Source organism: Streptomyces sp. NPDC005262 (assembly GCF_042872425.1).
GTDB lineage: Bacteria > Actinomycetota > Actinomycetes > Streptomycetales > Streptomycetaceae > Streptomyces.
This window is the reverse complement of record NZ_JBIAKK010000003.1, coordinates 659,984-680,487: the sequence shown is the minus strand read 5'-3', so window position 1 is coordinate 680,487 and position 20,504 is coordinate 659,984. Positions and strand designations below refer to the sequence as shown.

Below are 20,504 nucleotides of genomic sequence, written 5' to 3'. Positions count from 1 at the left end.
CGGACAGCGAAACAGGGGACGGGGACAACCGATGCAGTATGTGGACTCATGGCGGGCCGTGGCGGCGGCGACCGGTGCGGCGGACCGGTCCGCGGCCGAGGACGGCGTCCGCCTCGCCTACCGCAGCGCGGGACTGGCGGAGCCGGAGGAGTTCGTCTGGGCGGAATCGCCGAAGGCGGCCGTCGAGGCCGTCGAGAAGCTCGTCGACGCGGGGCGTTCGGTCCGCGACGAGGTGCGCACCCGCCCGTGGGCGCAGGAGCGGCGCCGGATGTACGACGAGCTGGGCCCGGCCGGCTGGTCCTCCCTCTGGTCGGCCACGGGCGCGCAGCTCTGGGAGACCACGGCGGCGCTCGCCGAGCGGATACGGGCGGGTGTCGTCTCGGCCCTCGTTCAGCGGCCCGAGGACGAGTCGGCTGTCCGGCTGGTGCTGCTGGACGCGGTGCTCGGCCAGCACGACGCGGCATGGCTGGCCGCCTTCGACGGCCGTGGTGACCGGCTCGACGGGCTGGCGGAGGTGGCCCGGCACGCGGGCTGGTGGTGGCCCTACGAGCGCACGGTGGTGCTCAGCGAACGCCCGGAGGCACTTCACCGCGACGAGGCGGGGCGGCTCGACCGCGGGGACGGCCCGGCCCTCTCGTACTCCGACGGGTTCGCGCTGTACGCCTGGCGCGGCATGCCGGTCCCGGCCGAGTTCCTGGCGGAGCTGGCGGCCCTGACCCCCGAGCGGATACGCAACGAGGAGAACGCGGAGCTGCGCCGCGTGATGCTGGAGTTCTACGGTTACGACCGCTACCTCGCCGAGTCGGGCGCCGTCCCGGTGCACCGGGACGAGACGGGAATCCTCTGGCGGATCGCGCTGCAGGGCGACGAGGACGTGGTAATGGTCGAGGTGGTCAACTCCACCCCGGAGCCGGACGGGACGCACCGCACGTACTGGCTGCGGGTGCCGCCGACGACCAGGACCGCGAAGAGCGGCGTGGCATGGACCTTCGGACTCGACGGCGAAACCTACGCGCCGCTGCGTCAGACCTGATCGACCGACAGGACGGGAGGGATCCGGGGGAGCCGAAAGCGGACGGGGGAGTGCGGAGAGGGAAGCCGGCCGGGTCAGGCCTTCAGCGCCTCCTGGTCGATGCCGAGTTCGCGGGCGAGCGCCTCGTCGGTCCACCCCAGCATCGTGGCCCGGGAGAGCGGACCGGCGTACGACGTCATCTGGACGGCCAGACCGTCCAGCAGGGCGGTCAGCCGCCAGGCCGCGGACATCGGATCGTCGCAGTGGAACTCCCCTGCGGCGGCCCCTTCTTCGAGGACCTCGGCGAGTTCGGCCTTCCACTGCTGGTCGAGATCACCGGCCACGTTGCGCAGTGCCGGATCGCGCAACGAGGCCGCCCAGCCCTCGATCCACAGCCGCCACCCCTTGGCCTGCCCGGTCGGCGCGTACCAGCGGACGGCGGCGCGCAGTCTCCGTACCGCACTGGTGCGGCGGCTGAGCAGCTTGCGCAGATGGGCCAGGTCGGCCTCGGCCGCATGCGCGAAGGCGGCCGCGACCAGCTTCTCCTTCGTCGAGAAGTGGTAGAGCACGAGTGCGTTGCTCACCCCGAGGACGGACGCCACATCGGCGATCCGTACCGCGGCGACACCCCGCACCTCGATCTGCTCGACGGCAGCGCGCAGCAGCTCCTCGCGTCGTTCCGCCACGCTCAACCGCACTCTCGCCACGGCGTCACCCTAACCAATCCACGGGCTCCCGACAGGTCGGGGGCGGGTCGGAGCTGGCGGGAAGCTGCCATGGCAGCTATTCGCCGTACGGTCCCTGGCGAAGCGGGAATCGGGTCGCCCGTACAGGTCCGGCGGCTCAGCGGGCCCGGCGGCCCGGCAGGTTCATCGGTACCAGCCGAATCGCTCGGCCATCACCGGAAGCCGCTCGGCGACGAGGGCATGGGCCGCCGCCCGGGGAGTGGAACCGTCGGCCTCCGCGCGGGCCAGCATCCGGTCGATCAGTACCCGCATCGAGCGACGGGTGTGCCCGAACGCCTCCTCGGCATCGGCGCCGATGTCGCCGAAGAGCGTCCACCACCACCACGCGTTCGTACCGGAGTTGACGACCACGTCGGGCAGTACGGTGACTCCGCGCTCGGCGAGCAGCGCCTCCGCTTCCGGCAGCACCGGCATGTTCGCCGCTTCGACGATCCAACGGGCGCTGATCCGGGCCTGGTTCGTGGCGTCGACGGCGTACGAGACCGCTGCCGGTACGAGCACCTCCGCCTCCTGTGTCAGCCAGGCGTCGGCGGGCAGCTCCCGGTCTCCGTCCCGCAGCGCACCGCGGTCCACCGTTCCGTACGCGTCCCGGGCCGCGAGCAGCCCCTCGACATCGAGGCCCGCCGGGTTGGCGATCGTCCCCTTGATGTCGGCGACGGCGACGACCTTCAGTCCGGCCCGGGCGAGGAACCGCGCCGTGGCGCCGCCCATGGTCCCGAGCCCTTGTACGGAGACTCTGGCCTCCGTGTACGCGACGCCCGCCCGGTCCAGCGCGGCGAGCGCCGACTCGGCGACCCCGCAGCCGCCGACCAGCTCGTCGAGCCCGATGCCGTCCACCTCGACGGCGAAAGCGTCGGCGAGCCGCTGCCGGGCCGCCGTCTCGTCGTCGAGGAGCGGATAGACCGCCTGGATCGAGGAGACGAGTCCGGCCTCGGCCGCCGCCCGGTCGACGGTGTCCTGGGTGAGCCCGAGATCCTCGCCGGTCGTCCAGACGTTCTCTATATACGGACGCACGGCCCGCAGATAGCGCACGAGCACCCCGTACGCCTCCGGGTCGCGCGGGTCGCAGTCGATGCCTCCCTTGGCGCCGCCGAGCGGTATGTAGCGCGCCTGTGTGTCATCGGCATCGAAGTGCAGCGCTTCCTTCATCGTCATGCCCCGGGCAAGTCCCGCCACCTCGTCGAGCGTGCAGCCCGCCCGCATCCGCAGCCCGCCACTCGACACGCCGCGCACCAGTCGGTCGACGACCAGATGGCCCTGGCGTCCGGTGACGTGGTCCGTCCAGGTCAGCGAGATCAGTGGGGCCGGCAGAGCGTCCGGGGACACCGTCGGCGCCGTCGGAGTCGTCGGTGTCGTCATCGGAAGGTCTCCTCGGTGTCAGTGATCAGGATGGGCCCCGGAGTGGTCCGGGCCTGGGGGCGGGCGAGCGCCGCCGGCGATCCGGGGTGGCCGCCGCGGTCAACGATTTACTGAATCGCCGGTCAGTATCGGAAAGTGGGGGCGCCCCTGTCAATGCGGCCCTTGCTGAATAGCTGTTCAGTGGCTGGAGTCGGCCGTGCCCTGGGCGGCGGTCCTCGGCGATCGGCACCGGTCCTTCGAGCCCTGGCTGGTCAGGCCGCGTGCGGAAGCTGTGCGGGGGTGCGTGTCCTCCGCGGCGACCATGGCCGTCGGCTCGACCGGGGGCCTCTCGCCGAGCGCGCTTTTGGGCCGGTCCGCCAGGGGTGCGGGCCGGGTCGAGCGACATACGGGCGGTCATGACCGGTTTCCTTGTCCGGTGTCCACCGGTGTGGGCGGGCTGCTGCCGCGGATGCTGCGGGCGGCGGCCGCCGGATGTGACATGAGTGAGTGGCGGAACGCGGAATCCTGCAGTGGGTGTGCACGTTGGATTCGTCATGACGGGAATCGATGCGCAGCAGGACGCGCTCCTTCGGCTGGTCGCCGAAGAAAGCGGTGGGGTACTCGTGACGCTGAAGCGGGACGGCCGGCCCCAGCTGTCCAATGTCAATCACTTCTACTATCCCGCGGAGCGCATCATCCGTGTCTCGATCACCGATGACCGGGCGAAGACGCGGAACCTGCGGCGCGATCCGCGGGCGAGCTACCACGTCACCAGCGAGGACCGCTGGGCCTGGACGGTCGCGGACGGCACGGCCGAGCTGTCGCCGGTCGCCGCCGATCCGTCCGATTCGACCGTCGAGGAGCTGATCGCGCTCTACCGGGACGTGCAGGGCGAGCATCCCGACTGGGAGGATTACCGCAGCGCGATGGTCCGCGACCGGCGGATCGTACTGCGGTTGCATGTCGAACATGCGTACGGGCAACCGCGTGGCTGAGACGGCGGGGTCCGCCGTCATTCCATTGGCCGCCCCGTACTCGCACTGTCTTACCCCCTGCTCATAATGAAACGACACCGACTCCCTCAGGAGATGTTGTGACCGGCGCTGACTCCTTGCATTCGCTCCGTACCCGGCTGCGTTCGCTGCGACCCGCCGCATTCGGCGCCGACCCGGGGGGCACCCGCATGGAGCGCATCCGGAACTCGCCCAATTTCGCCGACGGGGTCTTCCAGAACCCGGTCGGGGCGCGGACCAGGCCGTCCGGCTCGACGCTGGAGTTCGCGAAGGTCTACTTCCACAAGGAGGAGCGGGTACGCAGGTCGCCGAACGGCATGGTGCCCGTCCACGCGACCACCCTCGCCGACCTCGCCCGGCCGCCGGCCTCAGGGCTGCGGCTCACCTGGATGGGTCACTCGAGCGTGCTCGCCGAGATCGACGGCCGGCGGGTGCTCTTCGACCCGGTGTGGGGCGAGCGCTGTTCGCCCTTCGCGTTCGCCGGACCCAAGCGGCTGCACCCGGTGCCGTTGCCGCTCGCCACGCTCGGCCCGCTCGACGCGGTCGTGATCTCGCACGACCATTACGACCACCTCGACCTGCCGACGATCCGCGCCCTGGCGGGCACGGACACGGTCTTCGCGGTGCCCCTCGGAGTCGGCGCCCACCTGGAGCGCTGGGGTGTGTCAACCGACCGGATGCGTGAGCTCGACTGGAACGAGACCACGAACATCGCCGGGATCAGCTTCACCGCGACTCCGGCCCGGCACTTCTGCGGACGTGGCCTGCGTAACCAGCAGCACACGCTCTGGGCGTCCTGGGCCGTCGCGGGCCCCGAGCACCGGATCTACCACTCCGGGGACACCGGCTACTTCCCCGGTTTCAAGGACATCGGCGCCGAGCACGGCCCGTTCGACGCGACGATGATCCAGATCGGTGCGTATTCGGAGTACTGGCCCGACATTCACATGACACCCGACGAGGGCGTGCAGGCGCAGCTCGACCTGCAAGGGGGCAAGCCGCACGGTGTCATGCTGCCCATCCACTGGGGCACCTTCAACCTCGCCGTTCACCCCTGGCACGAGCCTGCCGAGCGGACGATGCTCGCGGGCCACACGGTCGGCCAGGTCACTGCCGCGCCTCGACCCGGTGAGCCCTTCGAGCCCGCGGACAGACAGGCCGTCGAGCCGTGGTGGCGACAGTGCGCCGAAACACCCCTGGAGGGCTGGGCTGAGTGGCCGCCCCTGGAGGGGACCGGGGCCGTCGTCACTTCGACACCCGATGACGACCTTGTTGCGGAGATCTGATGTCGAACGGCGAGCAGGCTCAGAGAAATGCCGAAGTTGCCCGCCGCGCTCTGGGCTGCTGAGCAGAGCCAGGTGATCCGGGCCGCTGACGACCGCTCTCGGCGGACGGACGGGCGAAATCACGGCAGTACACCCAGCTGCCGATTTCGCCAAAGCCATCCTGTGTCCGTGTCGAGGCCAGGAGTGTGAAGTCCTGACACCGAGCGCCCCACCCTTCCGGCCGAAACGGCGAGGGTGGGGCTTCTCCATTTCAGGCCGACCGGCAGGAGGCGTCACGCAGGGCAACGTCGCCGGCGGAGTGCAGCTCCACCGTGCCGCGATCGCCGCGAACTGGGCCACAGCACTGATGTCTACAGCCGTGCACTCCGTCTACAGCATGTAGACGGAGGGCGTTCGCGAGAGCGAGCCCTGTGCCGCAGCATGTAGACGTAGGGGGCGTTCGCGAGAGCGAGCCCTGTGCCGAGCCACGCCGCGGCCTGCCGCCCCGGCGGGCGAGCCGCCGCTGCCGCCCGCCCCTCCCATCCATTCACGAGGTCGTCAGGGGAAACGGTCATGGAAGAAGGCGTACCGGACGTCTCCGTCATCGTCATCGTCTACAACGACGCCGCACGTCTGCCGACGGCTGTCGCCTCGGTGCTGAGACAGTCGCACCGCAACGTCGAAGTCGTGATCGTCGACGACCACAGCGACGACGGATCCTTCCAGGCCGCTCGCTCGTTGGCCGCGAAGAACCCCCGACGGGTGACGGCTCACCGTCTCCCGTGCAACAGCGGCGGCTGCGGCGCTCCCCGGAACAAGGGCATCGAAATGGCCCGCGGACGCTACGTGATGTTCCTCGACAGCGATGACGCACTGCAGCGCGATGCCTGCCGGAACATGGTCGAAGCCGCAGACGCGACCAAGGCCGACCTGGTCTCCGGACTGTGCGTGCGTGTCCACGTCGGCTCACGCAACCGCAAGGAGGACGAGTGGTACCCGTGGCTCTACCGCTCCACGCGGACCTTCGAGTCGATACGTGAGGTCCCGGACCTGCTGGCCTTCGACACCCTGTCGACCAACAAGTGCTATCGCCGCGCGTTCCTGGCCGAGGCGGACCTGACGTTCCCCGTCGCGATCCACTACGAGGACCTGCTGTTCTCCGCCCAGGCGTACACGGCGGCACGCCGCATCACGCTCATCCCCAACCGCGTCTACTTCTGGAACGTCCACGACAACGCCCCGGTGAGGTCGATCAGCAACAGGCGCCACGAGATCGCCAACTTCGCCCACCGTATGGAGATCCACCAGCGGGTCGACCGGCTCCTGTACGAGCAGGGCCTGGACGAGGTCCGGTTGCACAAGGACATCAAGTTTCTCAAACACGACCTCGCCCTCCACCTGCGGGACCTTCCGCTGCTGGACGACACGTACCGCCGGGAGTTCGAGCGGCTGAGCGGGGGATACCTCGCCGGGCTGGACCCCCGTGCCTACGAGGAGGCAGAGCCGATCCAGGCCATCTGTGCGTACCTGCTGGCCCGGGGTGACTGGACCAACCTCCTGCCGGCGGCGGACACCCTCACGAACCGCAAGAAGCTCTCCTCTTCCCTCGCCGAGCACCAGGGACGCATCTACTGGTGCCGCGACCACCTGGACGACCCCCTGGGCCGGAAGATCCTCGACGTCACGGACGCGGGCTGGCACACCCGCCCACTCGGCAACCTCATCCTGCGCAACCGGCTCACCCGCTACACGGACGACGGCCACGGCACCGTCAGCCTGGCGGGCACCGTGATCAATCCCCTCGGACGCTTCGCACCCGGCAGCCGGATCAGTGGTCACCTCGAACTGCGAGCCCGGCGGCGGAGTCTGCAGACCTTCCGCGTCCCCCTGGACGCAGTGCGGCACCGCGGGGACGGGGTCGAATGGGAGACGGAGGCAGGACTGTCCGGCACACTGCGTCCGCTCGGCGTCATCGACGCCGTATGGGACGCCCTGGTCGTCCTGGACATCGACGGGACCACCGTGCGCACCCGACTCTCGGTCACCGCCCAGGACATCGAGAGCGCCCGCGCGCTGCGGGTCAGGCCGCGGCTGACAAGGCTGGTGGCCGATCGCCTCACTCCGGAGGTGTCCAGCCGCGGGCACCTGAGCTTCGTCCTGCGCGCCCAGGGGCCGTCTGCACGGCGTGTGACGGGACTTCTGGAAACGGGGCTGGCCAGTCGAGGGGGAACCCTCGCCAAGAGAGCGGTCCGCCGCGCACGAAGGATCAAGAAGCGGGCGAACTCGGAGCCCACCAAGATCCGGGTATACCAGCAGGTCCTCAGCAGGCTCCCGATCCGCAAGGGCCTGGTGGTCTTCGAGAGCCATCTCGGGAAGCAGTACAGCGACAGCCCCAGGGCCCTCTACGAGGAGATGCGCCGACGAGGCCTTGTGTTCCACGCCGTTTGGTCACACGCCGCTCCGCTGCCGACGGGGTTCCCGGAGGACGCCACGCTGGTGCGTCGATGGAGTTGGCGGCACTTGCGGGCGCTGGCCCAGGCGGAGTTCTGGATCGACAACCAGGGTATGCCGCTCAAGCTCACCAAGCGTCCCGGCACCACCTACATCCAGACCTGGCACGGCTCCGCCCTCAAGCGCATGGGCTTCGACGAGCCCGCGCACAAGGCCCGCGGCCGGGCGGAGCGGGCGGCGTACCAGAAGGCGCTGGACCGCTTCGACCACTTCCTCGTCCGCTCCGAGCACGATGTGCGGACTCTCGCCAGGGCCTTCCGGCTCCGCGAGGAGGTGTTGCTGCGCAGCGGGTACCCGCGCAACGACGCCCTCGTCACCGCTCGCCGGCGCGAACAGGAGACCGGCTCCGGTGAGCGGGGTGCGCTCGCGACGGAACTCGGCCTCCCGGGTGACCGGACCGTCATCCTCTACGCACCGACGTTCCGCGCGGACGAAGCGGGCCGGGTCCAGCCCCTGGAACCCCTCTTCGACGTGGAGGAGTTCGCCGCGCGCTTCGGTGACCGCGTCACCCTGCTGATCCGCTCCCACTACCTGAACCAGGTCGTCCTGCCACCGTCCGTCCAGGGCGCGGTCGTCGACGTCACCGATCACGACGACATCACCCCGCTGCTGCTGGCGGCCGACGCCCTGATCACGGACTTCTCCTCCGTCATGTTCGACTACGCGCTGCTGGACCGGCCCATGCTCTTCTACACGCCCGACTACGACCACTACGTGGGCCCCGGTCGCGGCACCTACTTCGACCTGCGCGCTGAGGCACCGGGCCCGGTGGTCACCACGCGGGAAGCCCTCTTCGACGCCGTCGACGACCTGAAGGCGAACGCCCGCGACTTCGCCGCCGCCCGGATCGCCTTCGTCGACGCCTACGGCGAGGGGGACCAGGGCAACGCCGCGCGCACCGTCGTCGACACCTTCTTCACCCCGGGAGGCAACCAGTGACCACGACCACCGGCGACGCCGCACAGGACCTCCGCGGCCCCGGCCCCGCCACCACCCGGGACGTCTTCTTCGTGTCCAACAGCGTCGACGAGCTTGGTGGGGTGACCACCTGGTCCCACCAGATGGCGCGGCTCCTCCTGGCCCGCGGCCACCGTGTCCACATGGTCGGCATCACCGCCTCCGACGTACCGCAGGACCTGGGCGGGACACTCCCCTACCCCGCCACGACCCTCTACGACACTCCGCCACCCGAGCCCGCCCCGAGCCGTGGCCTGCGCGGCCGGCTCGACCCCGTGGCACGGCGCCGCAACCGCCTCCGGGCGGCGGGCATGCGCGAGCGGGCGGCCGAACTCACCAGGCTCTTCGCCTCGGCCCGGCCCGGGGCCGTCGTCATCGTCACCCAGGTGTGGGCGATGGAGTGGGTCGCGCTCGCCCGCACCCGCGGGCTGACCGTCATCGGGATGAGCCACGAGTCCTACCTCTACTCCCGCTCCACCTCGCGTTTCGCCCGCGTCAAACGGCACTACGCGGACGTCGACCGGATGCTCGTCCTGACCCGCGAGGACGCCGACCTGTGGATCCGGGAGGGGATGAACAACGTCGGTTTCATGCCCAACCCGCTGCCGTTCCTGCCGTCGGCGCCCTCTCCCCGCGCCCGGCCGGTCGTGCTGTCCATGGGGCGACTCACGGATCAGAAGGGAATCGACATGCTTCTGGACGCCTGGGCCGAGGTCGCCCCGCACCACCCGGAATGGACCCTCGAAATCTACGGGGACGGCGAGGACGAGGAGGCCCTCAAGACCCAGTCCTGTGAGGCCGGCCTCGACGGCAGCGTGCAGTGGTGCGGCCGCACGGCCGACGTGCAGGGCGCCCTCAACGGCGGTTCGATCTTCGTCCAGTCCTCCCGTGGCGAGGGGTTCCCGCTCGCGTTGATGGAGGCCATGGCAGCCGGCCTCCCCAGCGTCGCCTTCGACTGCGCGCCCGGGGTACGGGAGATAGTCAGTGACGGCCAGGACGGACTTCTGGCCCCCCTCGGCAGCACGACCGAACTGGCCGCGCACCTGCGCACCCTGATCTCCGACTCGGCCCTGCGCGACCGGATGGGCGACGCGGCACGCGAGAACGTCCGTCGCTTCAGCACCGACCGGGTGGTCCACAGGTGGGAGGAGCTCTTCGCCTTCCTCGACCAGCGCTGACCGCCGACCCCTGTGCTCCGGTTTCCCGGAACCCCGGAGCCCGACACCTGATGACGACCTTGGCGCGGAGATCTGATGGCGAACGGAGAGCGGCCTCAGAGACATGCCGAGATGCTCGCCGCGCTCTCGGCTGCTGCCGGGCAGAGCCAGGCGATCCAGGCCGTTGACAGCCACTCTCGGCGGAGGGGCAGGCGAAACCACGGCCCTACGCCCAGCTACCGATTTCGCGAAAGCCATCCTGTGTCCGTGTCGAGGCCAGGAGTGTGAAGTCCTGACACCGAGTCCCCACTCTGCCGGTTCGACGGCGGAGTGGGGCCTCTGGCTGACCCGTAACTCGGACGACGCCGGGACCCGGCCCGTCACCCGCGCCGTCGTCCTGCGCCTACGCGAACCCCTGACCGCCTGAGGGAACCTCAGTCGTGACTAGTAGTAGACGGTGTAGCTGGGGTAGACGGGATAGTCGGGGTACACGGGGTACACGGGGTACACAGGGTAGACGGGGTACACGGGATAGGTGGTGGGCCCTGGCTGCCATCCGCAGTCGTATGCGCGCCAGTCGCACCAGTTGGTGGGTGCGGCCTGTGACGCGGTGGTCCGGGCCGGAACCTGTGGGGCCGCCTGGGCTGTCGGCGCAGCTACTGAAAAGGCGAGCGCCGAGGCCAAGGCGGATGCACACACGAACGCTGGGATTCGCCTACGCACAGTTCTGGGCATGATGAACCTCGTCCTGTGGAGACCCCCGAGTTCTTCGGTTCCCCCGTATTTCCACGCTCCGCCTCTTGTCGACCCCTGGCAACCCCTCCGCGCCTGCCGGCCGAGGCATGTGTGCTTCGCCCGGCTCCGCACAGGTCGGGCGGTCGACACCGTCCGGCTCTGCCGGGCCGGCAGAGCCGTCATGTGTGTTCCGGCTGCCCGGGTGTTCGCGGACGGGTGTCGATGAGGGTATTCGGTTGTCCGTGCGAGAGCTCATACCAGAGCGGGACGGATGGCGGGCAAGTTCTACAACTGCCCGCCACGGATGCCAGGTCGACGACTACTGTGTGTGGCCGGTGATCAACGGTGGGCTCATATTTGCCGAGCCTGCCCGACCGATGACCTGAGCCCGACCGACCACCGTAGGTGCCACCACATGAACGCCGAATCCTGGTGCCCCACGTACCGAGGACGCTGATGTCTCAACTTCGCGCACCCGAAGCGCGACCGGAACGTCGAGAAGGCGGGCGGCACGGCCGGCCGGGGGCACGTGCCCACTCGGCCGCCGCCAGGCCGCGCGCCGCACAGCTGTCCCCCGACGCCCGCATACGGCCCCAGATCTTCCGCACGGCCGTGCTGCCGGCCATCGCCGTCGCACTGAGCGGCGCGGCAGCAGTCGTCATCACCGTCCGCTCCACGAGTACCTCGATGACCACCCAACTCTGGGCCGCGCTGGGCGGATCGGCGGCGCTGGCCGTCGCCGCTGTGGTCGCCGCGTTCCTCGGCGCGAACCGGGTCGCCACCACCGTTCTCGGCCGGTGCCTGGCACTTCGCCGTGCCAGCGCACAGGGGCAGGCCGAACTGCATCGGGTGATGGAGCAGTTGCGCAACGGCGAACCGCTGCCCGCGCGACGGCCCCCGCAGCCCGTCCCACCCGGCAGCGACGCCTTCGACCTGCTCGCCCAGGAAATGGGCCGCTCGCACGAAGGGGCTGTGGCCGCAGTCGTGCAGGCCTCCCGGCTCACCCATGAGTCGGGCGAGGAACAGCGGGTGGAGGTCTTCGTCAATCTCGCACGCCGGCTCCAGTCGCTCGTACACCGTGAGATTCAGCTGCTGGACGAGCTGGAGAACGAGGTCGAGGACCCCGACCTGCTAAAGGGCCTGTTCCACGTCGACCATCTCGCCACCCGCATCCGTCGGCATGCGGAGAACCTCGCCGTCCTCGGCGGCGCCGTCTCCCGGCGGCAGTGGAGCAACCCGGTCACCATGACCGAGGTGCTGCGCTCGGCGATCGCCGAGGTCGAGCACTATCCGCGGGTCAAGCTCGTGCCGCCGATCGACGGCACGCTGCGCGGGCACGCCGTGGCCGATGTGATCCATCTGCTGGCCGAACTCGTCGAGAACGCAACCGTGTTCTCCGCCCCGCACACCCAGGTGCTGTTGCGCGCCCAGCACGTCACCGCAGGGCTCGCCCTGGAGGTCGAGGACCGTGGGCTCGGTATGCCGGGCAACGAGCAGAAGCGGATGAACCTCCTGCTCGCCGACCCCGACCGGGTCAACGTCGCCCATCTGCTGCAGGACGGCCGGATCGGACTGTTCGTCGTCGCGTCGCTGGCCCGCAGACACGGCATCGCGGTACGGCTGCAGAGCAATATCTACGGCGGCACACAGGCCGTACTGGTGCTGCCGCAGTCCCTGCTCGGGGCCGAAGGGGACGCGCCGCCGACGGCCGACGCCGCCCCGGTCCCGCCGCCCGGCCCCGTACACCGGCCACCGGCCCGGGACGACGCCACGCACCAACGGAACCTGAGCCCGGCCCCGGCCCCGGCCCCGACCCGGCAGCCGCAGATGCCCAGCCGGCTCCTGCGGCTGCATCAGCCACCGCAGCAGTTGCGAAGGCAGGGCGAAGCCCCACCGCTGCCGCTGCGTGCCGAGAGCGTCAACCGGTCCGCCCCCGCTGATGCCCGCCCCGGAGCCCAGCGCCCGGACGACGCGATTCCGGCGTTCCAGCCCGACCCCGGAGTCGTACGCGGCACCATGGGCCGGCCCCAACTCCCCCGGCGCACCAACCAGGACCACCTGGTCCCGCAGCTCAGGGAGGCGCCCGCGCCACGTACCGAGGACGAACAACCCGTCCTGCACGACCCAGGCCTGATGGCGTCCTTCCGCCGCGGCATCGAGCTCGCCGAGGCCCGCAGCGTGTCGGATGCCGACACCGCGCAGGCCCCGGACGGCACTCCGGACGTGCCCGCACCGCCGGCCTGGCAACCGCCGGCGCCACTCGAACCACTGCCGGTGCGCGGACTCTCCGCGCCCGCCGAACCGTCGCACCCCACCCCGGACCCCCTCGACACGAACACCCTCAAGGAGTAGATGCACCATGGCGACCGATATGCCGTCCGGTCAGGTCTCGGACCTCGACTGGCTGCTGAGCGGGCTGGTACAGCGGGTGCCGTACACGCGCAGCGCGGTCCTGCTCTCCGCCGACGGGCTGGTGAAATCCCTTCACGGCATGGACGCCGACAGTGCCGACCACATGGCGGCGCTGGCCGCCGGCCTGTACTCCCTCGGCCGCAGCGCCGGGGCGCGCTTCGGCGACAACGGAGAGGTCCGCCAGGTGGTGGTGGAGCTCGACTCGACGCTGCTGTTCGTCTCCACCGCCGGTTCCGGCACCTGTCTCGCTGTCCTCGCCGGACGCGAAGCGGATGCCGCGGTGCTGGGATACGAGATGACCATGCTGGTCAAGAGTGTCCGGCCGTATCTGATGACCCCGGCCAGACAAGCGGCCGGGGCACCGAGCGCCACGGGACTGTGAGGGTGGCGGCCCAGCAGGACGGGCCGTTGCTCGACGATGCGGCCGGCCGGCTCATCCGTCCGTACACCGTGAGCGACGGCCGTACCCGTCCGACGACCGTGCTCGACCTGCTCTCCCTGGTGATGGCCACGGGCACCGATCCGCAGACCCATCTCGGCCCCGAGCACTCCGTGGCACTGGGGCTGTGCGGCGGTCCCACCTCGGTCGCCGAGATCGCCGCGCATCTGCGGTTGCCCGCGGTCGTCACCAAGGTGCTCGTCTCCGACCTGGTGGACTGCGGCGCGGTCACCGCGCATCCGCCGGCCTTTCACGACATGCCCACCGACCGATCCCTGCTGGAGGCAGTGCTCGATGGCTTACGACGACAGCTCTGACGGCTTCGGCGTCTCGGCGGGGGGTGACGGCACCGGGGACACCGAGTGCTTCCCCGTCGCACTCAAGGTCCTGGTGGCGGGCGGCTTCGGCGTCGGCAAGACGACGTTCGTGGGCGCGGTCAGCGAGATCGCACCGCTGAGCACGGAAGAGCTGCTCACCCAGGTCAGCGTGGCGACCGACAGCCTCGAGGGGATCGAGTCCAAGACCGCGACCACGGTCGCCATGGACTTCGGCCGCATCACCCTCGACGAGCAGCATGTGCTCTATCTGTTCGGTACCCCGGGCCAGGAGCGCTTCTGGTTCATGTGGGACGAGCTCTCCCAGGGCGCGCTGGGCGCGGTCGTGCTGGCGGACACCCGGAGACTCGAGGAGTGCTTCCCGGCGGTCGACTTCTTCGAACGGCGTGGCATCGGATTCATCGTCGCCGTCAACGAGTTCGACGGCTCCTACCGTTACGGTGCCGAGGAGGTACGTGCCGCGCTCGACCTCGGGCCCGACGTGCCTGTCGTCCTCTGCGACGCCCGGATCGCCAGCTCGGGCACCGGAGCGCTGGTCACGCTGGTGCAGCACCTGATCAACGCCACCTCCGCACCGGCCCCGCTCACCGGCTTCGGAGCCCATCAGTGAGGCGAGACGCGACCGGCCGGCCGCTGCTGACCCCCGTCGACCGCGACTCCTCCGTCCGCACCCGACGGCTGCGGATGCTCGGGCTCGGGGAGCGGGTCGACACCTCGTTCCGCAGCGTCGACGCGTTCGCCGACCAGGTGGCCGAAGTGACGGCTGTGCCGTACTCGATGGTCAACTTCACCGACGGGAACCGGCAGTTCTTCGCCGGTCTGCACACCCCGGCCGGCACCCGCACCGGTTCCGATCTGGCCGCCACGGCCGCGGGCAGCGACCGTGGCGGTCGGTACATGGCGCTCGACCACGGCTACTGCCCGCACGTCGTCGCACGGCGCAAGGCACTGGTCCTGGAGGACGTCTGTGACTACCCGAGATTCGCCGGCAACCCGGTCGTCGACGAGATAGGCATCCGTTCCTATCCGGGGGCGCCGCTCATCGACCGTACGGGCATCGCACTGGGCGCCGTCTGTGCCGTCGACACCGTGCCCCGCCCCTGGGGGCGGGTCGGCCTCGACACGATCAATTCCCTGGCGCAGGAACTCATCGGGCACATCCACCGACGGGAGGACAACCGGAGCATCACGCCCTGATCCGCCCCGCCTCCCGCGCTCATACCTCGACCGTGGTGCCGTCCAGGAAGGTCCCCAGCCGGACCCGCACGGTGAGGATCGCGGTGCCGGGAACGGGGCGGGTCGCCCTGTCCCAGGTCCTGATCCACCCGTAGGTCCACGTCCTGACGCGATCGTGGTGGACGGCTGCGTCCTCAATCGCCGGCACAGTCAAGGCCGTCGAGGCGGTCCTTCCCATGCCCTCAAGGCTATGGGGGCGATTGAGGACGCAGCGCGCTCCGGGTGCCCACGGTCACCGCACTCCGCCCCCGGGCACCCCCGTACTGCCCCGCAACACCACTTCCCCCTCCACCCGCACCACCCGCGCCCTCCGTACCGCCCCCGTCTCCCGCAGCGCCAGTGCGATCACGCTCTCGCCCATAAACGTCAGCGGCAACGCCACCGTGGTGAGCGGCGGCGACAGCTCCCGTACCAGCGGAATGTCGTCGAACCCGGCCAGCGACACGTCCTCCGGCACCCGCACCCCCGCCTCGCGCAGCGCCGCCAACGCACCGACCGCCATCACATCGGTCACCGCGAACACGCACGTCGGCCGTGACCGGGACGGCGCCCTCCCCGCATCGAGCAGCAGCCGCCGGGCCGCCTGGTACCCGCCGTCGCGGGTGAACGCCCCCTCCACCACCTGCCCGAGCGCGATGCCGGCCTCGGCGAGCCCCTCCCGGAACCCCGCCAGCCGGTCGGAGACCGTGGTCAGCGCGGCCGGCCCGGTGAGCACCGCGAACGTCCGATGCCCCAGCTCCACCAGTGCCCGGGCGAGCGCCGCGGCCCCCGCCCGGTTCTCCGGCTGCACGGCGTCCACCCGCAGGCTGCGGTGCCGGCTGACGACCGCCACCCGCCCGCCGACCCGGACGTACGGCTCCAGTTCGGCATCCATCGCACGCTCCCAGGCGCGGTCCTGGAAGCCCGATCCGATCAGCAGGATCGCCCGGGCGTGCTGGGCCCGCAGCATGGAGACGTAGCTGATCTCCCGGGCCGGTTCGCGGAACGTGGAGGCCAGCATCACGAGCAGCCCCTGTTCCGCCGCGGCCCGCATCACACCGCTGGAGATCGCGGCGAAGTACGGATCACTGACGTCATGACAGATCACGCCCACCGTACGGTTGTTGGCAGCACCAGCCAGTGCCTGGGCGTGGGCGTTGGGGATGTAGCCGAGCCGGTCGGCCGCCGCGTGCACCCGCTGCCGCAGGTCGTCGCGGACCCGGGCCGTGCCGTTCAGCGCCCGCGAGGCGGTGGCCGGTGAGACCCCGGCTTCCCGGGCGACGGCGTCGAGCGTCACATGGGCTGCGGTTCCGACGCCGCGCCGAGACCCCGGAGGGTTCGGCGTCGCCCGTGTCACCGGTTGACTCAACTCGACTCCTAAGGGCGTGGTGGCGGCAGGGTCCCGAAACTTCGGGACGACCTATTGACCATGCGTGCAGGCAGTCATTAGCGTGGCGGCACCTTACCAGAAAGCGCTTTCTGAAAGCGCCTTCTCCGTCATCGCGAGATCGCGCAGCTCTCCATAACTGCCGCCGAAGCAAAGGGAGTTCAAGTGAGCCAGAGCGCGTTGGCCAAAAGTCCCGCCGAAGTGGCGGGAGTTGCCCGGCGGTCCGCACCGTCGGCAGCTGAGCGGTTCGCGCGGGCGGCCGAGCAGAGCTGGCGTCCCGTCGCACTGCTGCTGGCCTGCTTCGTCGTCTGGTGGGTGATCTCGGCGGCCGAGCTGGTGGAGCCGTACCTTGTACCGTCACCGGAGGCGACTCTCGATGTCCTCACTGGCAAGGCGAGTTATCTCTGGCAGCACAGCTGGGTGACCACGTACGAGACACTGCTCGGCTTTGTGATCGCGGTGGCCGTCGGTGTGCTGGCGGCCGTGATCATGGTGTACTCCTCGACCGTCGAGCGAACGCTCTACCCGATTCTGCTGTTCGCCCAGGTCGTACCCAAGATCGCCATCGCACCGCTGTTCGTGGTCTGGCTCGGCTTCGGTATCGCACCGAAGATCCTCATCGCCGTCCTGATCGCGTTCTTCCCCGTGGTGATCTCCATGGTCACCGGTCTCAAGGCGGTCGACCCGGAGATGTTGCAGCTGTCGGCGACGATGGGCGCCAAGCCCTGGCAGACCTTCCTCAAGATCCGCTTCCCGGCTTCCCTCCCACATCTCTTCTCCGGCCTCAAGGTCGCGGTCACGCTGGCCGTGACAGGGGCGGTCGTCGGTGAGTTCGTCGGCGCCAACGAAGGGCTCGGCTACGTGATCCTCCAGGCCAACGGCAACCTCGACACCCCGATGCTCTTCGCCGGGCTGCTCGTGATGTCCCTGATCGGCGTCGTCCTGTTCGTCGCTGTCGAGATCGCCGAGAAGCTCCTGCTCCCGTGGCACGCCAGCCGCCGGGACGCACCCGCCACCACCTCGTACTGAACGCCACCCACTGACTGCTGTCACGGACCCCGTCGCGAGAAGGGCCAGCCCATGCACCCGCGCAGACTCCTGATCGGTGTCGTACCTCTTGTTCTGCTGGCCACGGCCTGCGGCGGGAACGACGCGTCGACCACCACCAGTGAATCGGGCAAGAAGCTGGACAAGGTCACGCTGACGCTCAACTGGTATCCATACGGCGAACACGCGCCGTTCTACTACGGCAAGCAGCAGAAGATCTTCGAGAAGCACGGCATCGATCTGACGATTCAGGCGGGCCAGGGCTCGCAGAAGACGGTGCAGGCGACTGCTGCGGGGCAGACCGACTTCGGCTGGGCCGACACGCCGGCACTGCTGGCCGCGGTCGACCAGGGGGTGCAGGTCAAGAGCCTCGGTGTCTTCCTCCAGACCACTCCCGCGTCCGTCCAGTCCTTCGACGCCAAGGGCATCGGGTCACCGGCCGATCTCAAGGGGAAGACGATCGCCGGGACGGCCGGGGACGCGCTCTCCAAGACGTTCCCGATCTTCCTCAAGAAGAACAACATCGACGAGTCGGACGTGAAGGTCCAGAACACCGACCCCGCGGGCAAGATCGCCGCGGTGATCTCGGGGAAGACGGACGGACTGCTCGGATACGCCAGCGACCAGGGCCCCACCATGCAGGACAAGGCCAAGAAGCCCGTCTCGTACCTCCGCTTCTCCGAGAACGGGCTGAACTTCTACTCCAACGGCCTGCTCGCCGGGCAGAAGCTTCTCGCTTCGAAGTCGGAGCTCGCGGGGCGCATGGTGCAGGCGGTCAGCGAGGCGTGGGCCGCCGCGGAGAAGGCGCCCGGCCCCGCGGTTGCCGCGATGGACGGGGCGTCGGAGCAGCTGCCGCCGAAGAACGTGCTGGCGGAGCAGTTCAAGACCACGCTCACCCTGCTGCACACCGCGTCGACCGAGGGCAAGGCACCCGGGGTCAACAGCGAGGCGGACTGGCAGCAGACCATCGATGTCTTCGCCGAGGCGGGCATGGTCGCCGAGCCGAAGGCCGTCGGGGAGTACTGGGACGCGAAGACAGCGCTGAAGGGATGACGATGCCCAAGCAGGAGGCGAAGCCCCTGGGGCGGGACCCGCTGTCCTCGGGCGACCGTGGCGCCGTCACTCCGGCGGTCGGGGTGTCGGACGTCTCGGTGCGGTTCCGCGGCAGGAACCGTGATGTCACCGCCCTGCGCGACGTCTCGCTCGATGTGGCGCCGGGCGAGTTCGTGGCCCTGGTCGGTCCGTCCGGATGCGGCAAGTCGACCCTGCTCAAGCTGGTCGCAGGACTGCTGAAGCCGTCCACGGGTGAGGTCCGGCTCGGTGGCGAACAGGTCAAGGGCCCACGGCACGACATCGGTTACGTCTTCCAGCGGGCCGCCCTCCTCGAGTGGCGTTCCGCACGCCGCAACATCCTGCTCCAGGCGGAGATCCGGAAGATGCCCGCGGCCCGGGCGCGCGAACGGGTCGACGCACTGATCCGGATGACCGGGCTCGACGGCTTCGAGGACGCCTATCCGCACGAGTTGTCCGGTGGCATGCAGCAGCGGGTCGCGCTGTGCCGGGCCTTGCTGCACGAACCGCCCGTCCTGCTGATGGACGAGCCGTTCGGCGCACTGGACGCCCTCACCCGCGAGCAGATGAACATGGAGCTCAACCGCATCTGGCGGGAGACCGGCACCACCGTGCTGCTGGTCACCCACTCGATATCGGAGGCGGTCTATCTGGCGGACCGGGTGGTGGTGATGAGCCCACGGCCGGGCACCATCACCGAGATCATCGAGGTGGGACTGGACGCGGAACGGGAGTACGCCGAGACGCTCGGCCGCCCGGAGTTCCGGGACGCTGCCGCCCACATCCGCGATCTGCTCGGGGCGGCCTCCGCGCACGACTGACGAGGGAAGGGCCGGGGCGTCGACGCCCCGGCCTTCGTGCGAGGGTGCCGGCGCCTCGGCCCGTGTGCACAGGCGCAGTCGCCCGGTTCTGCGTGCGGCTGTGCTGTTGCCCGGGTCCGCGTGCGCAGGCGCCTGCGCCCTGGTTCTTGTACGAAACGTCCTGCGCTTTGGTCACCGGGCGCCTGTCCCCGTCCCCCGGGCCCGGGCCTCACGCCAGCGCGAACGCGTTCGCCAGCATCTCGGTCTGCGCGGCCAGCAGTGTGCCGCCGCCGTGTCCCATGCCCGCGAACTGGCCGGCCGCCTCGAGCCCGACCGATCCGTGCATTTGCGCCCAGGCGAGCACGGCGCCGGCCAGGGACTGACCCGTCATCGCGGTGTCGCCGGCGGCGGCCGGCACGTACTCGGCCACCCATCCGGTCACCGCCGCGTCCGACCCGGACCACGCCGTCATCTGGTCCACCACACCGGCGACTTCCGCCCCCGGCGACCCGTTTGCGAAGACCGGCAGGAACGGTCCGAGCACGGCCCTGGCCCGGTCGAGCGTGTCGGCCGGTGCGACATAGCCCGGCACCGGGGCGCCCTGGATCAGCAGGTAGCGATGCGGCTCGGCGACGGCCCAGGCCCGGTAGGCCTCCGCGAGTGAGTGCAGGTGCGCGCGCGGGCCCTGTGAGGCGGCCGTGGAGCGGGTGGCCGCTGCGGCCATTGCGGCGGCGGCGTCGTCGTAGGCGTCACTGATCAGCGCGTTCAGCAGATCGTCGCGGTTGGCGAAGTAGCGGTAGAGCGCCGGGCCGGACAGTCCCATGTCCTTGGCGATACGGGTCAGTGCGAGCGCCGCGACACCCCCCTCGGCGAGTTGCCGGAGGGCGGCTTCCTTGATCTCCGACCGGGTCTGCTCCCGGTATCGGGCGCGCGGGCCCTGTTGGGCTTGGACCATCACCGGCCCCTTTCGCTAGTCAAGTTCACTTCTGTTACGCAGTCTAACAGCGGCTCTTACTATGACTCATCGCAAGAGTTACAGTCTATAACTGTTGCAAGAAGTCGTC

At 70.0% G+C, this 20,504-nt stretch carries 18 protein-coding genes; 13 read left to right on the top strand and 5 right to left on the bottom strand.

Going from position 1 to position 20,504, the window contains the following annotated elements; all coding sequences use genetic code 11:
* Nucleotides 1-31: 31 nt before the first annotated feature.
* Nucleotides 32-1,033 carry a DUF6745 domain-containing protein gene (locus tag ACFYP5_RS13040; RefSeq protein WP_389034359.1) on the top strand — a complete coding sequence of 334 codons (1,002 nt, stop codon included), beginning with the start codon at nt 32-34 and terminating at the stop codon, nt 1,031-1,033.
* 74 nt (nt 1,034-1,107) lie between these two features.
* On the opposite strand, the gene ACFYP5_RS13035 is transcribed toward ACFYP5_RS13040, so the two are convergent.
* On the bottom strand, nt 1,108-1,698 hold the full coding sequence (locus tag ACFYP5_RS13035) for a TetR/AcrR family transcriptional regulator (protein ID WP_389034493.1): 591 nt from the start codon (nt 1,696-1,698) through the stop codon (nt 1,108-1,110).
* Nucleotides 1,699-1,881: 183 nt separating this feature from the next.
* The gene (locus tag ACFYP5_RS13030; RefSeq protein WP_389034356.1) at nt 1,882-3,117 is read right to left on the bottom strand and encodes a Glu/Leu/Phe/Val dehydrogenase dimerization domain-containing protein; all 1,236 of its coding nucleotides are present in this window, start codon (nt 3,115-3,117) and stop codon (nt 1,882-1,884) included.
* Nucleotides 3,118-3,650: 533 nt separating this feature from the next.
* Between ACFYP5_RS13030 and ACFYP5_RS13025 the strand changes: the two genes are divergently transcribed.
* From ACFYP5_RS13025 to ACFYP5_RS12985, 9 genes are all read left to right on the top strand, one after another.
* Complete coding sequence (locus ACFYP5_RS13025) at nt 3,651-4,091, top strand: PPOX class F420-dependent oxidoreductase (protein WP_389034353.1); 441 nt, start codon at nt 3,651-3,653, stop codon at nt 4,089-4,091.
* A gap of 98 nt (nt 4,092-4,189) precedes the next feature.
* A complete protein-coding gene (locus ACFYP5_RS13020) occupies nt 4,190-5,395 on the top strand; it encodes an MBL fold metallo-hydrolase (protein ID WP_389034351.1) in 1,206 nt (401 codons plus the stop codon).
* Nucleotides 5,396-5,947: 552 nt separating this feature from the next.
* Nucleotides 5,948-8,824 carry a CDP-glycerol glycerophosphotransferase family protein gene (locus tag ACFYP5_RS13015; RefSeq protein ID WP_389034348.1) on the top strand — a complete coding sequence of 959 codons (2,877 nt, stop codon included), beginning with the start codon at nt 5,948-5,950 and terminating at the stop codon, nt 8,822-8,824.
* Nucleotides 8,821-10,020 (top strand): glycosyltransferase, encoded by a 1,200-nt coding sequence (locus ACFYP5_RS13010; protein ID WP_389034345.1) that lies wholly within the window; start codon nt 8,821-8,823, stop codon nt 10,018-10,020. The genes ACFYP5_RS13015 and ACFYP5_RS13010 overlap by 4 nt, the downstream gene beginning before the upstream one ends.
* A gap of 1,170 nt (nt 10,021-11,190) precedes the next feature.
* A complete protein-coding gene (locus ACFYP5_RS13005; protein ID WP_389034342.1) occupies nt 11,191-13,086 on the top strand; it encodes an ATP-binding protein in 1,896 nt (631 codons plus the stop codon).
* A gap of 7 nt (nt 13,087-13,093) precedes the next feature.
* On the top strand, nt 13,094-13,528 hold the full coding sequence (locus ACFYP5_RS13000) for a roadblock/LC7 domain-containing protein (protein ID WP_030924005.1): 435 nt from the start codon (nt 13,094-13,096) through the stop codon (nt 13,526-13,528).
* 2 nt (nt 13,529-13,530) lie between these two features.
* The gene (locus tag ACFYP5_RS12995; RefSeq protein WP_389034340.1) at nt 13,531-13,902 is read left to right on the top strand and encodes a DUF742 domain-containing protein; all 372 of its coding nucleotides are present in this window, start codon (nt 13,531-13,533) and stop codon (nt 13,900-13,902) included.
* A complete protein-coding gene (locus ACFYP5_RS12990) occupies nt 13,880-14,530 on the top strand; it encodes an ATP/GTP-binding protein (protein ID WP_389034338.1) in 651 nt (216 codons plus the stop codon). The genes ACFYP5_RS12995 and ACFYP5_RS12990 overlap by 23 nt, the downstream gene beginning before the upstream one ends.
* Nucleotides 14,527-15,117, top strand: coding sequence for a GAF domain-containing protein (locus ACFYP5_RS12985; protein WP_389034335.1), 591 nt, complete (start codon nt 14,527-14,529; stop codon nt 15,115-15,117). Before ACFYP5_RS12990 ends, ACFYP5_RS12985 begins: the two co-directional genes overlap by 4 nt.
* 19 nt (nt 15,118-15,136) lie before the next feature.
* Here the strand turns inward: ACFYP5_RS12985 and ACFYP5_RS12980 are convergent, their stop codons facing one another.
* Together ACFYP5_RS12980 and ACFYP5_RS12975 are read right to left on the bottom strand one after the other, a co-directional pair.
* On the bottom strand, nt 15,137-15,334 hold the full coding sequence (locus ACFYP5_RS12980; RefSeq protein ID WP_389034332.1) for a hypothetical protein: 198 nt from the start codon (nt 15,332-15,334) through the stop codon (nt 15,137-15,139).
* Between the two features lie 54 nt (nt 15,335-15,388).
* Nucleotides 15,389-16,432 carry a LacI family DNA-binding transcriptional regulator gene (locus ACFYP5_RS12975; RefSeq protein ID WP_389034329.1) on the bottom strand — a complete coding sequence of 348 codons (1,044 nt, stop codon included), beginning with the start codon at nt 16,430-16,432 and terminating at the stop codon, nt 15,389-15,391.
* Between the two features lie 255 nt (nt 16,433-16,687).
* On the opposite strand from ACFYP5_RS12975, the gene ACFYP5_RS12970 reads away from it, so the two are divergent.
* From ACFYP5_RS12970 to ACFYP5_RS12960, 3 genes are read left to right on the top strand one after another with little or no spacing between them, the layout of a single operon-like run.
* Nucleotides 16,688-17,551, top strand: coding sequence for an ABC transporter permease (locus ACFYP5_RS12970; protein WP_389034326.1), 864 nt, complete (start codon nt 16,688-16,690; stop codon nt 17,549-17,551).
* Nucleotides 17,552-17,602: 51 nt separating this feature from the next.
* Nucleotides 17,603-18,622: an ABC transporter substrate-binding protein gene (locus tag ACFYP5_RS12965; RefSeq protein ID WP_389034323.1), complete on the top strand. Its 1,020-nt coding sequence runs from the start codon at nt 17,603-17,605 to the stop codon at nt 18,620-18,622.
* On the top strand, nt 18,619-19,461 hold the full coding sequence (locus ACFYP5_RS12960) for an ABC transporter ATP-binding protein (RefSeq protein ID WP_389034320.1): 843 nt from the start codon (nt 18,619-18,621) through the stop codon (nt 19,459-19,461). The genes ACFYP5_RS12965 and ACFYP5_RS12960 overlap by 4 nt, the downstream gene beginning before the upstream one ends.
* A 208-nt stretch (nt 19,462-19,669) precedes the next feature.
* On the opposite strand, the gene ACFYP5_RS12955 is transcribed toward ACFYP5_RS12960, so the two are convergent.
* On the bottom strand, nt 19,670-20,395 hold the full coding sequence (locus tag ACFYP5_RS12955; protein WP_389034318.1) for a TetR/AcrR family transcriptional regulator: 726 nt from the start codon (nt 20,393-20,395) through the stop codon (nt 19,670-19,672).
* Nucleotides 20,396-20,504 lie beyond the last annotated feature (109 nt).